This window comes from Limimaricola hongkongensis DSM 17492, from assembly GCF_000600975.2.
GTDB classification, from domain to species: Bacteria; Pseudomonadota; Alphaproteobacteria; order Rhodobacterales; family Rhodobacteraceae; genus Limimaricola; species Limimaricola hongkongensis.
Map to the genome: position 1 here is coordinate 238,674 of NZ_KK088653.1, position 13,882 is coordinate 252,555.

General features: G+C 60.2%; 13 protein-coding genes and 1 pseudogene. 5 read left to right on the forward strand and 9 right to left on the reverse strand.

Annotated features, from left to right (window positions below):
* Positions 1-546: 546 nt before the first annotated feature.
* The 5 genes from LOKHON_RS11635 to LOKHON_RS16685 all read right to left on the reverse strand — a co-directional run bounded on the left by LOKHON_RS11635 (position 547) and on the right by LOKHON_RS16685 (position 3,576).
* A complete protein-coding gene (locus LOKHON_RS11635; protein ID WP_017929321.1) occupies positions 547-1,323 on the reverse strand; it encodes a DUF3037 domain-containing protein in 777 nt (258 codons plus the stop codon).
* Positions 1,320-2,150 carry a HipA family kinase gene (locus tag LOKHON_RS16190; RefSeq protein WP_342670104.1) on the reverse strand — a complete coding sequence of 277 codons (831 nt, stop codon included), beginning with the start codon at positions 2,148-2,150 and terminating at the stop codon, positions 1,320-1,322. The genes LOKHON_RS11635 and LOKHON_RS16190 overlap by 4 nt, the downstream gene beginning before the upstream one ends.
* 207 nt (positions 2,151-2,357) lie before the next feature.
* Positions 2,358-2,645 carry an ATP-binding domain-containing protein gene (locus LOKHON_RS11645; protein ID WP_017929323.1) on the reverse strand — a complete coding sequence of 96 codons (288 nt, stop codon included), beginning with the start codon at positions 2,643-2,645 and terminating at the stop codon, positions 2,358-2,360.
* Complete coding sequence (locus LOKHON_RS16195) at positions 2,584-3,039, reverse strand: hypothetical protein (protein ID WP_162561787.1); 456 nt, start codon at positions 3,037-3,039, stop codon at positions 2,584-2,586. The genes LOKHON_RS11645 and LOKHON_RS16195 overlap by 62 nt, the downstream gene beginning before the upstream one ends.
* Positions 3,040-3,240: 201 nt before the next feature.
* Positions 3,241-3,576, reverse strand: a complete 336-nt coding sequence (locus LOKHON_RS16685; RefSeq protein WP_211205685.1) for a 4Fe-4S dicluster domain-containing protein — start codon at positions 3,574-3,576, stop codon at positions 3,241-3,243.
* A 322-nt stretch (positions 3,577-3,898) separates the two neighbouring features.
* Here LOKHON_RS16685 and LOKHON_RS11650 point away from each other — a divergent pair, with 322 nt between their 5' ends.
* Both LOKHON_RS11650 and LOKHON_RS15735 read left to right on the forward strand, forming a co-directional pair.
* Positions 3,899-4,255 carry a DUF2958 domain-containing protein gene (locus LOKHON_RS11650; RefSeq protein WP_017929324.1) on the forward strand — a complete coding sequence of 119 codons (357 nt, stop codon included), beginning with the start codon at positions 3,899-3,901 and terminating at the stop codon, positions 4,253-4,255.
* A 109-nt stretch (positions 4,256-4,364) separates the two neighbouring features.
* A pseudogene (locus LOKHON_RS15735) lies at positions 4,365-4,709 on the forward strand (transposase); the annotation flags it as partial.
* Here LOKHON_RS15735 and LOKHON_RS16200 read toward each other — a convergent pair.
* Entirely contained in the window at positions 4,701-5,348 is a 648-nt protein-coding gene (locus tag LOKHON_RS16200) for a hypothetical protein (RefSeq protein ID WP_162561788.1), read from the reverse strand. The pseudogene LOKHON_RS15735 and the gene LOKHON_RS16200 overlap by 9 nt on opposite strands.
* A 567-nt stretch (positions 5,349-5,915) precedes the next feature.
* Between LOKHON_RS16200 and LOKHON_RS11660 the strand changes: the two genes are divergently transcribed.
* Genes LOKHON_RS11660 through LOKHON_RS11670 form a run of 3 tightly spaced genes read left to right on the forward strand, consistent with a single transcriptional unit; the run spans position 5,916 to position 9,789 of the window.
* Positions 5,916-6,653, forward strand: a complete 738-nt coding sequence (locus LOKHON_RS11660; RefSeq protein WP_017929326.1) for a glycosyltransferase family protein — start codon at positions 5,916-5,918, stop codon at positions 6,651-6,653.
* On the forward strand, positions 6,650-8,842 hold the full coding sequence (locus tag LOKHON_RS11665) for a DDE-type integrase/transposase/recombinase (RefSeq protein ID WP_017929327.1): 2,193 nt from the start codon (positions 6,650-6,652) through the stop codon (positions 8,840-8,842). The genes LOKHON_RS11660 and LOKHON_RS11665 overlap by 4 nt, the downstream gene beginning before the upstream one ends.
* Entirely contained in the window at positions 8,839-9,789 is a 951-nt protein-coding gene (locus LOKHON_RS11670) for an AAA family ATPase (protein WP_017929328.1), read from the forward strand. The genes LOKHON_RS11665 and LOKHON_RS11670 overlap by 4 nt, the downstream gene beginning before the upstream one ends.
* An 889-nt stretch (positions 9,790-10,678) precedes the next feature.
* Here LOKHON_RS11670 and LOKHON_RS11675 read toward each other — a convergent pair.
* The 3 genes from LOKHON_RS11675 to LOKHON_RS11685 all read right to left on the reverse strand — a co-directional run bounded on the left by LOKHON_RS11675 (position 10,679) and on the right by LOKHON_RS11685 (position 13,881).
* Positions 10,679-12,454, reverse strand: a complete 1,776-nt coding sequence (locus LOKHON_RS11675; RefSeq protein WP_051585598.1) for a SulP family inorganic anion transporter — start codon at positions 12,452-12,454, stop codon at positions 10,679-10,681.
* Between the two features lie 69 nt (positions 12,455-12,523).
* The gene (locus LOKHON_RS11680) at positions 12,524-13,441 is read right to left on the reverse strand and encodes an MBL fold metallo-hydrolase (protein ID WP_036082613.1); all 918 of its coding nucleotides are present in this window, start codon (positions 13,439-13,441) and stop codon (positions 12,524-12,526) included.
* On the reverse strand, positions 13,438-13,881 hold the full coding sequence (locus tag LOKHON_RS11685) for a DUF6691 family protein (RefSeq protein ID WP_017929626.1): 444 nt from the start codon (positions 13,879-13,881) through the stop codon (positions 13,438-13,440). The genes LOKHON_RS11680 and LOKHON_RS11685 overlap by 4 nt, the downstream gene beginning before the upstream one ends.
* Between the last annotated feature and the right edge of the window lies 1 nt (position 13,882).

Sequence of the window (13,882 nt, forward strand, 5' to 3'; positions counted from 1 at the left end):
AACCACTCGTGCGATCAGGGGCAGGGTGGCCCAGCTCAACTGGGCTCGTTGCCATAAATGGCACGCACGCAAGCATATTTGCGCGGGAGCGGGCGCTAGCGGACGGTAGGGGTTGGGCTTCGACATGGCCGGACGTTAGCCGATCGTAGGTTTGCTACAAGCCATCCCCGCACAAATTTTCTTCCGCAGGTAGAGAAGCGACAGAGCAGTGTCTCCGTAGGCGCGCGTTGGTTCGACGTGCCACGTGCTATGACTTAATCGCACCTGATCTGGTGAACCACAGCAGGGCGGACCCCGGCTCCGAATGTTGCGACGCAATCTTGCCATGTGGTTCGGCGGATTGTGGCGCGGCAGCTTCGATCAGTAGATAAAGCAGCGCGCAAATTGCCAATTCATAGATCGGGAGCCATGGCCTTGTCGTTTATGCCATGTGTCACGTAGTCCACCGGGTTAGTTTTGCTTCGAGAGCCGTGATTCCGTCTGGAAAGTTCATTCAGTTTAATTGCGGTATCTGATCGAATTAAGGTAAATGGGGGGTAATGCACCTTAATGCGCTGTCCGGCGAATTTCTTCGGCGAGGAGGTCAACTTCATTGAGGGTGTATAATCTCGAATCTGCCCTGAGGAATTCCTCCTTCAAGTCGCTAACAAAGGAATCCATTTGGTCGCCGAAGTCGCCAACCACAATTAGACGGTGATCTAATGTTTCCGCTAGGGCTTTTCCTTCAAGGACCCGCTTTCCGGCTTCCGCCAAGCCGCGCTCGGAGCTATCAAAGCGTGCTGAGTCGATTAGATTGTAAACACCATTCTGATACCCGTAATCAGCTTTAATGCTCACGCCCCACTTTGAGATGCGAACAGCCTTTGGCCTTTTCTGTAATAAAGGCAGTACGCCTGCATCCTTCAGTGCGCATGTAAGTCGCGTACTGACGCGCTCTGTCTTCTTTTTTTTAGCATTGGCTTCGACTAGTTCGGAGAAGAGAAGCTGCGCAACATCATGAGGACTCTCCCCTAGGGCGGGGAGGATTTGAGTAATCTGAAATATTCCGGCGCGCTTTGAGTTGAAGTCCGTAGCGGACATTTCAAAGTGCCGCTTGCGAAACTCATATTCAATCTGTTCAGAGAAGTCAGCGAGAGCCATCTTTAGGAATGATGGACTCGCCTCGCCGAAGAACTTCTTAACGCGACTGAAGTCCGAGCTGTGCTTGCTGATCACTTTTCCGCGACGGCCGTCAAAAACCAACACCCCGACATTTACGAACTCAAACCGCTCGGGGTGTGGGCTGAATTGAACGATACTGTACGCCAGTTCACGCTCGTTCATCGTACTCCCTCCCCTTGCTCGAAGTTCATCTCAGACTGCTCAAATATGGCAGCGGGAAGCCACGATCCAAGGCCCTTCGCCCTATCCACAAGGCATGAACTGAGGTCATCAGCTAAGCCGTGGGTCATGCCCCACTCACGCGGAACCTCCTCACATACGCGCCGAATGGTCTCGAGGTCAATCTGCTCGACAAGCGTCAAGGCCGTGTGGACTGCCGCCCGTGTCAGAATGGGCGCAAACTGGTCGAAGAGACCGTACACGTTTCGCTCTGCGATCCATTCGGGCCCCAGTTCATCCTCCAGTGTGGTCTCGACCAGAGCATGAGTATGGTCAATAACCACTAGTTCCACCATCCTCTTATCCATCCTCAGTAGGACATTGTCATAGTTGGCATTTCCATATGTGCTCAAGTCGGGTTCCGCGAACCGATCTTTGTTCCGGAGCCATGTATCGAAGACGACGAGCTTCGCGACAGCTTCTGGCTGGCGAAGTTTCTTGAGCAAAGTTGACCCGGGTGAGAGTGATGTGGCTTCAGTCCAACGAGAGCAAAAGGCAGGTCCAGGCGAAATTTGTAATAGTGGATAGTTAGGGAGAACGATGCTGGGAATGTCTAGGACCGCGAAGTCCGGCGTCGTCAATCCAATCATGTTCGCTAGCTCGGTGCCGACCAGTTCGCAAATCAAAGCGTCATTGCCAGCATGGTTGCCAATGTATTTGATTATTGCTGCGCCTTCGTCGGTCATTACTTGAAGTGGCTTTGTGCTCGTTTCCAAGACACGGGTCACTCGTTCGACAGTTGACGGCTGCCAATCCCTTCCAGAAAACACCCAGTTAATCCACCTTGAGCCTGCCAACCGAAAGGGCAACGAGTGCGCAATCGATCATGATTGTCGAGTAAAATATGCTTTCTTTTGTCGCCCTATGAGGCGAACGTGACTATTTTCATTCTAAGGTATCAGTCGTGTCGGTTCGTTCAGGAACCGCTGAGGTTCCGGGCCATTCTCAATACTATCCACCTTAACTTGGCTCATCTATTAGCTCCACGAATTCTCGAAATGCTCGTTTAGCACTGTGAGGCTTGCCGGGCATTCGCCATCGAAGGTGACGCCGAGGTAGGTCGCCGCCCTTGTCGCGCCAACATAGAGGTACTTGGCAAAGAGGTCGGGGTGATCTTCGATTGTCCGATCCTGGCCCGTAAAGAAAACCGCCTCAAACTCCAGGCCTTTAATGTGACGGATATTGAATACGCGTACGTCGCGGTCATTGCCGACTACTTTGCCGTCTTTGCAGGCGACAGCCGCCAATGCGGAGCGAGAGGTCATCGCCGACGTCGCGGGCGGCGATGCTGCCTAAAAACGAGCGATAACTCGCGATCCGGTAACCTGTATTCGACGGGGGAGTGCTTCTGGTGATGAATACAGTTTCGACAACCCCATTTTCGTCGGCCAAATCAACGCGGGCGATGACTGGTTGGCCGATCAGCTCGGTAAGAGCGGCACGTTCGCTTTCGTTAATCGCTTTCAAGTTCTCAACTTGGGCGCCGCTGGTCCAAGTATTGACGGTAGCAAATGACTCCGGCTTCCCGCTGCGGTGGCCATGTAGCAAGGATTCTGCTGTATTTGCTACTATCTCAATGCAGTGAAGAGCATCCCGCGCGATTTCGTCCAATTCTAATTCACGGACATCTTGGGAAGCAGATTGCGCAGTTCTAGTCATTAAAATAACTTTCGCAAGTTAAAGTATGCACCCATAGCATTGCCTCTCAAGTCGCAAACGCTCAGCGAACATGCGCCCGCGGGTGATCCTGTCGGACCTACCTCACAACGACAAGTAAAAGTTGAGGGTGGTATCCACAGCCAGAGGGACAGGGTGCTTGCGGCTGGCTCTACCAGCTTGATCAGCTGACGATTAGACTTCTTAAGACGCTTGCCTGCCAGTCCGCCGTGCCAGCTTGGCGGCCAGGTTCGGTCCTACTCCTGGCCGAGACCACGGGCAGACCGCGATGCAGATCCCGCAGCCATGATGCTCGTTGAAGAAGGGCAGGCACTGGTCGAAATCCACGTACCACTTGTGTGCGCCGCGGACCTGCTGCTTCTCCGGATAGATCGCCTCGGGCGGGCAGGCGTCCTCGCAGATCCGGCAGCTCGCGCAGAAGGCATCGATGCCATGCTCGCGCGGCGGCGTGGGGGCGAAGGGGGCATCGTTCAGTACGGCCGAGAGCCGGAAGTTCGTACCGAGATCGCGGTCGATGATCGCGCCGTGCTTGCCAAGCTAGCCGAAGCCGCAGGCCAGCGCAGGCGGGATCAGGGTGAAGTCCCCGGTCGTCGGCCCGGTCACCGGCTCATCCCTGCTGACGCAGCCACCCCGCAACCTGCTTGGCGGCATGCGCGGCCCTGCCGTACTGCCGAATAACCAACCACCGCCGCCTTCTCGAACCCATCGGGAACATCCCTCCAGCCGAGGCTGCAGCAAACTTCTACGCTGCTCTAGAAACTGAAGAGATGGCCGCGTAACTAACCGAAATCAGCCCCCGGCAAACCCGGCGCTGTTCACCTATCGAAGAAGGAGAGACTTCATGGAGCTACTTACTGAAGAGCAGAGGGCCATCCTGACCGCCAACGGTAAGTCCAACGAGGAGCAAGCTCTCCACGGGAAGACATGCGACTTTAAGCCAGTCGTGAAGCTATTTCTTCGTGAGCCTTATGAAGCGTGGCTTCTGACTGAGCTTATTCCGTCGGATCCCAACGATTTCTACGGACTGTATCTTGCTGACGGTAAAGAGCCAGATTTCCGTTATGTATCGTTGTCCGCGCTCGAAGCTAAGCGTGGGCGAGGTGGCTGCACCGTCGAGCGTGACATTCATTTCACTGCCGACAAAACTCTTCAGGGCTACGCTGAAGAGGCCAGGAGAAAAGGAAGAATCATCACTTGAAACTATGGATTGAAGATAGTCGCTCGGCACACCTATGACAGAGGCCGTGGGATAAGTCCGTCCGGGAAAAGGGGCACCTCGGCCATCACCCGTTTTGCGCAACAGAGCCGTTGTGGACTATTCGATACTGTGCCGCCGGCAGGCGTGGATTGCGGTGCAGGACCCGTATCGCACATCGCGCCAACCTCTGAACCTGCCCGTCGACAACACCGGCATCAAGTTCTGCGATTATAGCGAATGGCAGGCCTGCAAGCAGGGCCCGTCACGTCGCAGGCAATGGCGGAAGGTTCATATTGCCATGGACGCGGGCACCGGGGATGTGCGTGCGGTCGAGTTCACCTCAAGCCGCCAAGGCGACAGACCGCTGCTGCCGGAGCTGCTGTTGCAGATCTCGCCGGAGGCGACGATCGGCACGGTCACCGCAGACGGTGCCTTCGATACGCAACTATGCTATGGCCCCGAGTTCCCCGAAGCCGCAGGCCAGCGCGGGCGGGATGAGGGTGAAGTCCCCGGTCATCGGCCCGGTCACCGGCTCCGCGGCCCAGCCCTCCTGGCGCAGCCAGTTCGCAACCTGCTTGGCGGCATGCGCTGCCCGGCCATATTGTCGGATGACTTCGGCGCCGGCCTCGACCTCGGGCGCTTGGCGGAGCCGGGCGTAGTCGTGCCGCACCCCCAGCATGATCACCCGCGACTGCGGCACCGAGCGCCCCTCGTAGCACCACTCGGCTTGCATCTCGGCGACGCCGGTCTTCTCGCACAGGCCGGCCTCGACGAAGCCGTCGAGCAGTTCGGTCCAGTCTTCAGGCGCGCGCGTGACCTGCTCGGCGGCGACCTCCGGCAACGGCGCTTCGAGGATCGCCTGCCGCGCGGCCCGTTCCGCCAATAGCGCCGGTGCATCCGGCTGGACCGTGTAGAACCAACGCTGCATCTCGCCATGCGGGATCTGGTCCGGATCGGGGGCCCAGTAGACTAGGCGCGGCGGATGCGGATCAGGATCATCCAGCCCGTTGATGTCGTTCCCCGACACGATGGGTCTCAGCGCCATCTGGGCAGGGTCGGGCTGGTAGGGGCGATACGGATTGGGCTTCGGCATGGCCGGAGGTTAGCCGATCTGCGGCATGCTACAAGCGGCGGTGGGCAACGCGCGGGTTCACTCGAGAAAACCTGCCCCCTGACGTTAGGTTATTCAAAGAATAGTCGTCGCGACCTCGGTCAGAGGGGGGCGTCAACCCCCTTGGAGGCGAGGCGCGGGGAGGTTTGCGAAAATTCTAAACCGCGATTTTTCGCATAATTTCAGGTGTTTACGAATCTCCGGGGTGCTGCTTTAGGCCTCGCTGCCTCGAACATGTGGACAACCGAAAATCTCCGCTCGGGATTTTCACCCGGTTCGCTCATGTTGAAGGCAGACGAGGCAGTTGGAGATCTTGAGGAAGCCGTACCTGACCAATCGGGGCCGCCACACAGCGGGCTTCGAACACGGCGTCAGGGCGCAGAGCAGGCAAAAAAAGAACGCGCCTTGAAGAGCGCGCTGAAGTCGAAGGCCGACTGCGGCCCTACCACATCGCGGACCGTAGACCCGGACACCGGGCACCCGCAACACCGCAGTTGGTCAGACCCTTTGATCGTCCGGAGCCATGGGTTTCCGGGAGCGGAAGAAGTCATGATCCTCGAACACGATGAGTGGGCGTATTCGCCGCCCAAGTATAAAAGACAGACGGTTATCACCCTGGATCCCGTGGAGGGCGTTCTGCCCTTCGGGGGTGTCCGGAGCCCGCTGTCGACCAGCAGCTCGAGCCACCGGGTGACGCTGACCTACTGCGTGCCGGCCAACGACAACAAGCCGAGGATCGGCAAGTGCGAGAGCGCGGCCGAGCTCGCCGTCGCGCAAGAGGCGCTGATGGATCCGCGGCTTTACGATCTGGAGTTCCAGCCTTGCAGGGTGTCGTTCCTGTTCGATGGGACCAAGCACGACCATACTTACGATCTCCGCCTGACAATGGTCTGCGGGGAGCGGCGGCTTGTCTTTGTCCGCAACCGGACCAGCCTTCAGCGGCCGAAGGAGCAAGCGAAGCTCAGGGCTCTCGTCGCCGCGACGCCGGAAAGCGAAGGGCACCGGGTGCTGGTCGTGGACGCCGACAGTTACTCTCGGCCCCGGCGCGACAACCTGCACCGGATGAAGATCGCATTCGACCAGGCTGAGCCCGAAGTCGATGAGATCGTCTTGGAGACAGCTGCTCGCCTTCGCACGCTTTGGCTCCTACGTGACCTGATCGCCGCGGTCGACCTCGAGCCGTGCGTGGCCTTCCAGTCGATCCTTCGCCTGATTGGCCGCAGGCAGCTGCACACGAACCTCGATCACGTGATCTCCTACTACTCTCGCATCTGGTGGCCGGAATGAAGCAGGAGGCAACGTACCTTCTTCCGGAGAATGCTTCGGTCGTCTTGGAGAAGCAGCGGTACCTCATCGACAGCCGATCTGGACGTGGCTCCGTCCTCGTCAGTTCGGCGGACCGCACGCGCACGTTCCTCCCGGGCAAGCAGCTCGACGAACTGTTGAGGGACGGCGCCTGCGTGCTCGAGAACGAGCACGGCGAGGTTGTGGTGGCCGGGATCGAGGATGACAGCTTCCGCTATCTCAACCAGCTGTCCGGCGAGGAGCGCAAGAATGTGCGTTTCCGCGCGGCCCTTTGCTACGCGATCCATGAGCTCGTCGGGCAAGGCCTGAGGCTGTCGGAAGGTATCCTCAACAAGCCACAGGTGCGGCAGGATATATGCAAGCTTGCCGCAATGCACTTCGAGGGGAAGATCGCGATCTCCGCACTTCGCGGGGGGAGCATGACACGCGTCTTCCCACTTCCCAAGGGTCGGACGCTGTTGAAGTACTACCGGCTCTTCGAGGCGGAGCATTTCGATCCGCTCGCTCTTCAGGGTAAGCACAGGTGGAAGGGCAATCGTACTAGTCGCCTGGCTCCCGAGCTTCGGCCACTCATGACCGAGGCAAGCAAGGCCTGGCTAGATAAGCGCAAGCCCCCGATGGCAAAGGCCTACCAGAAGCTCAAGCTCCTCCTTAAAGCTGAGAATGTGTCTCGGAGGGGGAGGGGTGAAGCAGAGCTGGCATTGCCCTCGCAGGCTTCCTTGCGAGCTCATATCGACAAGCACGTCTCTTCGATCGGGCAGCAGATTGCGCGCGAGGGTGAGCGGGCTGCCTACAACAAGCGTGGACCCGGTTCGACTGACCTCCGGGCGCTGATGTTTGGGGAACTCGTCGAGATCGATGAGTGCAAGCTTTCCATTCTCATTCCCATCAAGAGGGCCCAGCAGCCGGAAGAGGGGCATTCCAGCCACGGGGCGGCACCCAAAGGCGCTGAGGAAGTGGTCACTAAGCGAGTGCATCTCCTCTTGATGATCGACGTTGCAACGAGGATGCCTCTAGCTTGGACCTTGGCCGAGCAGCCCTCGGCTGACGCGACGCTGGAGCTTCTGCGCATGGCCACCCGCTCGAAGGAGAGGGAGAAGGTGAAGCATGGTTGCGACCAGAATCCTGCGCCTGCCGTCGGTATCGGCAAGGTCCGCAATGACAACGGGACGGGTCTGCGTAACCGAGAGGTAAAGGAGGCGATGGCGGGTCTCGGCATTATTTCGGTCGATACGCGCAGCTATCACAGTTCCGACCGGCCGTTCATTGAGCGGCTGTTCGGCACGATCGAGTCTGAGTTGATCTCTGGGCTGACGGGCTATACTGGAAATGCCGCAGGCGCCCTGCCGGGCTACGATGCGGTTGAGAACGCGAAGCTCCCGCTAGATGCCCTTTACCAGATCCTGACCCGCTACTTGGTCGATGTCTATTCGCACACGGCGCACCACGGTTTCGGAATGGACGGGCGCACGCCGTACCAGGCCATGCAGCGCGTTTTGAAAGAGGCCGGAATGGTCAGGCCCCCTTCGATGCAAAGCCGGCGCATTCATCTCGGTGGAGAGGTCAATGCCACTCCGACCGATGAGGGTATCAAGGCGTGCGGCCTTCCCTACCAGAGCCGCGAGTTCCAGCGCCTGCGGGACCTGTATCCGGGGAAATGGACTGTCTGTATCGACCCTGACCGTATTCAGGCCGTGACCGTTCAGATCGAGGGCTATGTCGGGGTCATCGAGGCCGAGCTGACGGCAACCTACGTGGCAAGCCTGACCCTCGCCGAATTCGTCGAGGCCATGGAGGAGCGTCGTCGCCAAGCTCCGCATGACGCAGAGGTGTCTGAGTACCAGTTCGTCGAAGCACTTCGGGCCATCGAAAAAATCAATGCAACCTTCGAACCCAAACCCACCAAGGGCAGCTCCTTTTCGACCTTCGAAGAGCTCGAAGAACGGGCCCAACGGGTCACAAGTGGCATTCATCTTGCCCCTTCCACCAAGCTGCTCGACGTCGTCGAACCGGGAGGGCTCATGGCCGACGATCCTGTTGGTGCGCTGCCGATCGGACGGGGGCTTCAGGCAGCGCTCGAGCTCGAAGAACCCCTCGAGGATGATACCCAGACCGCACTCGCCCCAGCCAGCCGGCTCGGGCGGCCGGACACTAAGGGATTGCTGAAATGAACTTTATCAATAGGAAAGCGCTGGATACGGCCACGGATCTCTACAAATGGCGCTATGCCTTTGAGCGTGCGGATCGACTGCAAAGCGCATTCGGGAGCATCGCTACGGAGTATTGGGGCCGTGCGGCGACCGGCCGGCATTTCGAGGCTCGCGGCCTCTTGGTGACCGGGGCGTCGCGCGTCGGCAAGACCAGTGAAATCCGGTTGATGCTTTCCGAATTCAACGAAGCAAAAGAGGAGCTGCCGTCTGGCAAGGTGGCGTCCGCCGTATCCTGCATCCTTGATGGAAAAATGACTTGGAAGGATCTGGGCTTCAGGACGGCGGAGGCGCTCGGTTATCCCGTTCGGCAGCGTAGGATGACGCAGAGCGAGATCTGGTCGCGTGTCACCTTCCAGGCAAAAGAGCAGGGGGTGGTCGCCATCCATTTCGATGAATGCCAACATATCTTTCCACCCAAGCCGGACCAGACCACCCGGGCGCTGCTCGATAGCTTCAAGTCTCTGATGAAGAGCACCGACTGGCCGCTCATGTTGATCCTCAGCGGTGTCGATGAGCTGGCTGGACATGTGCGGCAGGAAGAACAGCTCGCTCGCCTGTTGAGGCCGATTCACTTCCAGAACATCCAGCTTCCTAGCGACATGGGCGAGCTGAACCGGATTTGCTTCACCTATTGCGACGCAGCCGGTTTGGACTTCGAGGATCTCGCGACCAAAGAGTTTCTTCGCCGCCTGGCTTTCGCCTGCGCCGATCGGTGGGGACTGGTCATCGAATTGCTGATCGACACTTGCCTGCGGGCCCGAGCGGAGGGCGGGGATTGCATGGAAATAAAGCATTTCAGTACCGCTTTTGCGGATCGCAGCGGAATGCAAGCAGACTACACACCCTTCAACGTTCCGAACTACGAGAGTAAATTCGTTATGAGTAAAGTACTGCTAGGAGTAGCATAGAGTTCTGTGAATTAAATTGCTTGGCCCGTCGAGCTTCTCATGAAAGCAAGGGTATAGTTGAAAGGACAGCGAATACCGTTCGGGTGTAATTGAGGCGCGGAATCAAAATTTTTGCGTCATGGTTTTGACATGTATTCTCCTGAAATAGATTGTCGAAATAAAAATTGCCGCATCCCTTACGGGGATATGGCCAATGGATCGAAGAGCGCGATCTTCCGGATGGAAGGATCATGCGCGTGCGCTGTGACCGAACAATCATAGCGCGTCTGCAATTATTGCAATTCCTCAAAATTTCTGGATTGACCCCGGCCGCCTTGCCTGAGATCGGCTCGTTGTTCGGGCCCGTGCTTACACGTATGCAGCACGGAGCGTGAGGGCATTGCTACGCTCAGAACCTCACAAGCTATTGCTTCCAGTTCGTAAAATTATGATGTCAGCCCAAGAGGCGCTTGGCGTATGCCGTTGTTATTTTTCGGTAAATTTAGAGCGCGGAGCGGAATTACCTATTCGATTCGCACTCTTATGCCGTACTGGCAACGGGTGATGAGGCTGAAAGCAATTCCAGTCCATTCCACCTGAAGTTTTGACCATCATGAAAGCGCTTATTGACCACCGGGATGTTTCCCGGTGGTCTTTTTGGTTTCAAAGGGCGCCGCGCCCGAGGCGCTTGCCCGAAACGACCTGCCCAACTACCAATCTCAAACCCGCAAGCACTCGTTGTGACCGAGGGACCGGCGGGGAGCGCCGCGGACGTGATCCACGCCATCATCGGCGAGCCAATCGGCCAGTTCCCCGGAGATGTAGCGGCTGCCATTCCATTTCGCGAAGTGGCCACCGCGGACGATATCCCGTCCGGGCGGGTCCCTGTCATGCCTGACGAGTTCGCGCTCTACTGGACGCTGCTGGACGCGCGGGCGCTGCGGCGAACGGTTCGCGGGCCATCGCGCCCGGCCTTGGCCAGCCTGCAGGCCGCTTCGTGCTGGCTGAGGAACACCTCGCCGGTCAGTTCGTCGAGGAAATGGCTGCGTTTCAGCCGGTCCATCACCGGCCCCTTCACCTCGCTCAGATGCAGGCGGATGCCCGCGTCGTGCAGCCGGGTGTTGATCGCCTCGAGCGATTCCAGCGCCGAGAGGTCGATCTCGTTCACCGCCGGAAACATCAGCACCACGTCGGTCAGTTCCGGCTTGTCGGCGGCATAGGCCGAGAGCTGATCTTCGAGGTAGCGGGCGTTCGGGAAGTAAAGGCTCTCGTCGACGCGCAGCGACAGCACATGCGGCTGGGTCTCGACCTCGTGGCGCAGCACGTTGCGGAAATGCTCGGTGCCCGGCACCCGACCGACCACCGCCATGTGCGGGCGCGAGGTCTTGTAGAGATGCACGAGGATCGAGGTGACGACGCCCGCCGTCACGCCGACCTCGACGCCGAAGAGAAGCGTCAGCCCGATCGTCGCCGAAACGGCGGCGAAGTCGGCGCGGCTGAAGCGCCACGCGCGTTTCAGGATCGAAAAGTCGACGAGGCTGAGGACGGCGACGATGATGGTCGCGGCCAGCGTCGCCTTCGGCAGGTAGTGGATCAGCGGCGTCAAAAACAGCGCCGCCAGTGCGAGGCCGAGAGCGGTAAAAGCTCCGGCGGCGGGGGTCTCGGCCCCGGCATCGTAGTTCACCACCGAGCGCGAGAAGCCCCCCGTCACCGGAAAGCCGCCCGAGAAGGCCGCGCCCATGTTGGCCGCGCCCAGCCCGATCAGCTCCTGGTCGGGGTCGATGCGCTGACGCTTCTTGGCCGCCAAGGTCTGCGCGACGGAGATGCTCTCGACGAAGCCGATGATCGAGATCAGCAGCGCCGGGACCAGAAGTTGAGAGACGAGGGACGGCGAGAAGGAGGGCAAAGTGAGCGGTGGCAGGCTTTGCGGCACCTCACCGACGATGGCGACGCCGCGTTCGCCGAGATCGAAGGCCCAGACGGCAAGCGTCGTCGCGATGATCGCCAGCACCGGGCCGGTCTTGGCGCCGATGTCGGCCATGCGCGGCCCGAGACCAAGGAGGCGCAGGAACGGCTTCAGGCCTTTGCGCACCCAGAACAGGAAGGCGGTGGCCGAAACGCCCAAACCAACGGTGATGAGGTTGATTTCGTCCAGATGCGCGAGGAGGCTGCCCACGATCTCGAGCAGCGTGTGACCCTCGCCCTGAATGCCGAGGATATGGCGCAGCTGGCTCGCCGCGATCAGGATGCCGCTGGCGGTGATGAAGCCCGCGATCACCGGGTGCGACAGGAAGTTTGCCAGAAACCCGAGCCGGAACAGTCCCAGCGCCAGCAGCATCGCGCCCGACAGGAAGGCCAGCGTCAGCGCGGCGGCGACATAGCCGGCCGTGCCGCTCTCGGCGATGTTGCCCACCGCCGCCGCCGTCATCAGCGAGACGACCGCGACGGGGCCGACGGCTAGCGCGCGCGAGGTGCCGAAGATCGCGTAGAGCAGGATCGGCGCGATCGAGGCGTAGATCCCCGCCTCTGGCGGCATCCCCGCGAGCAGCGCGTAGGCCAGCGATTGCGGGATCAGCATGATCGTCACGATCACCGCCGCCACCATGTCGCCGGTAAAGCTGGACCGGTCGTAACGCCGCCCCCAGTCGAGGATCGGCAGGTAACGCGACAGCGGGGGCAGGGTCATGTCTGGCAGTCCGGCTTGCAAGGGGACAGGGAGAACGGGCGGCCCGTGAAAAGGGGCCGCCCGGAGACGTCAGTCGAAGCGGTTCACCGGCAGCTTCAGGTAGTGGTTGCCGTCACCCTCGGCCGCGGGCAGCCGCCCGCCGCGCAGGTTGATCTGCAACGCGGCGAGGATGCGGTTCGGCAGTGCCAGCGTCTTGTCACGGGTCTGCCGGCGCTCGATGAAGGCTTCGCGCTCGGTGCCATCCTTTACGTGGATGTTGTGCGCCCGGTGCGCGTCGACCGTGGCCTCCCACATCGGCTCCTTGCGCTCTTTCGTGCCGTAGTCGTGGCCGACATTGAGCCGCGTGTTGCCGGGCAGGGCGAGGATCGCCTGGATCGAGTCCCACAGCTCGTCGGTCCTGCCGCCCGGAAAATCCGAGCGCGAGGTGCCGGCATCGGGCTGCATCAGCGTGTCATGCACGAAGGCCGCGTCGCCGCAGACATAGGTGATCGACCCCAGCGTGTGGCCGGGCGACAGCATCACCTTCGCCTCCAGATCGCCGATGCGGAAGGTCTCGCCCTCTTCGAACAAATGGTCGAAATCGCGGGTCGGGTCGAAGGCATCGGGCAGGTTGTAGAGACCGGCCCAGATCCCGGCGATCTCGGGCACCAGCGCGCCGATGGCATTCGGGGCGCCGGTGCGCTCCTTGAGATGCGCCGAGGCCATGACGTGATCGGCATGGGGGTGGGTGTCGAGCACCCACTGCACCTTCAGGTCGTTGTCGCGCACGATGTCGAGGACCTGATCCATGCTCTCCGTGGAGAAGCGGTAGTTTTTCGGGTCGAAGTTCCACACCACGTCGATCAGCGCCGCCTGACGGGTCGCGGGATCGGCGCAGATATACTGGATCGATCCGGTGTCGGGCTCGTAGATGCCCCAGACGTCGGGGCTGCCTTCGCCGGTCGAGGGCGAATGGCGGACGACGCGGCTCTTGAGGGGGTCGGTCATTGGGTGGCTCCTTTGCTGAGGGGCATGGAGAGGTCGGGGGTATGCCGGGCCAGCCACATGCCGGCCAGCATGAAGGGCACGAAGATCAGCGTCCCGGTCGCCGCGATCGGCAGCGCGGTGAGCGCCGGGCCGGGGCAGAAGCCGCCGAGCCCCCAGCCCAGGCCGAAGATCGCGGCGCCGGTCATGAGCTTGGGGTCGAGGTCGGTGCGGCCCGGGATGCGGAACTGGCTGTCGAAGAAGGGGCGGCTCCGGCTGCGGGTGAGCCAGGCAAAGCCGGGCGCCGTCACCGCGATGGCGCCGCCCATGACGAAGGCGAGGCTCGGATCCCACGTTCCGAACACGTCGAGGAAGTTCAGAACCTTGGCCGGGTCGGACATGCCCGAGACGATCAGCCCGAGGCCGAAGACGAGGCCGGAGATGAGCGCGAAGATCTGTTTCATC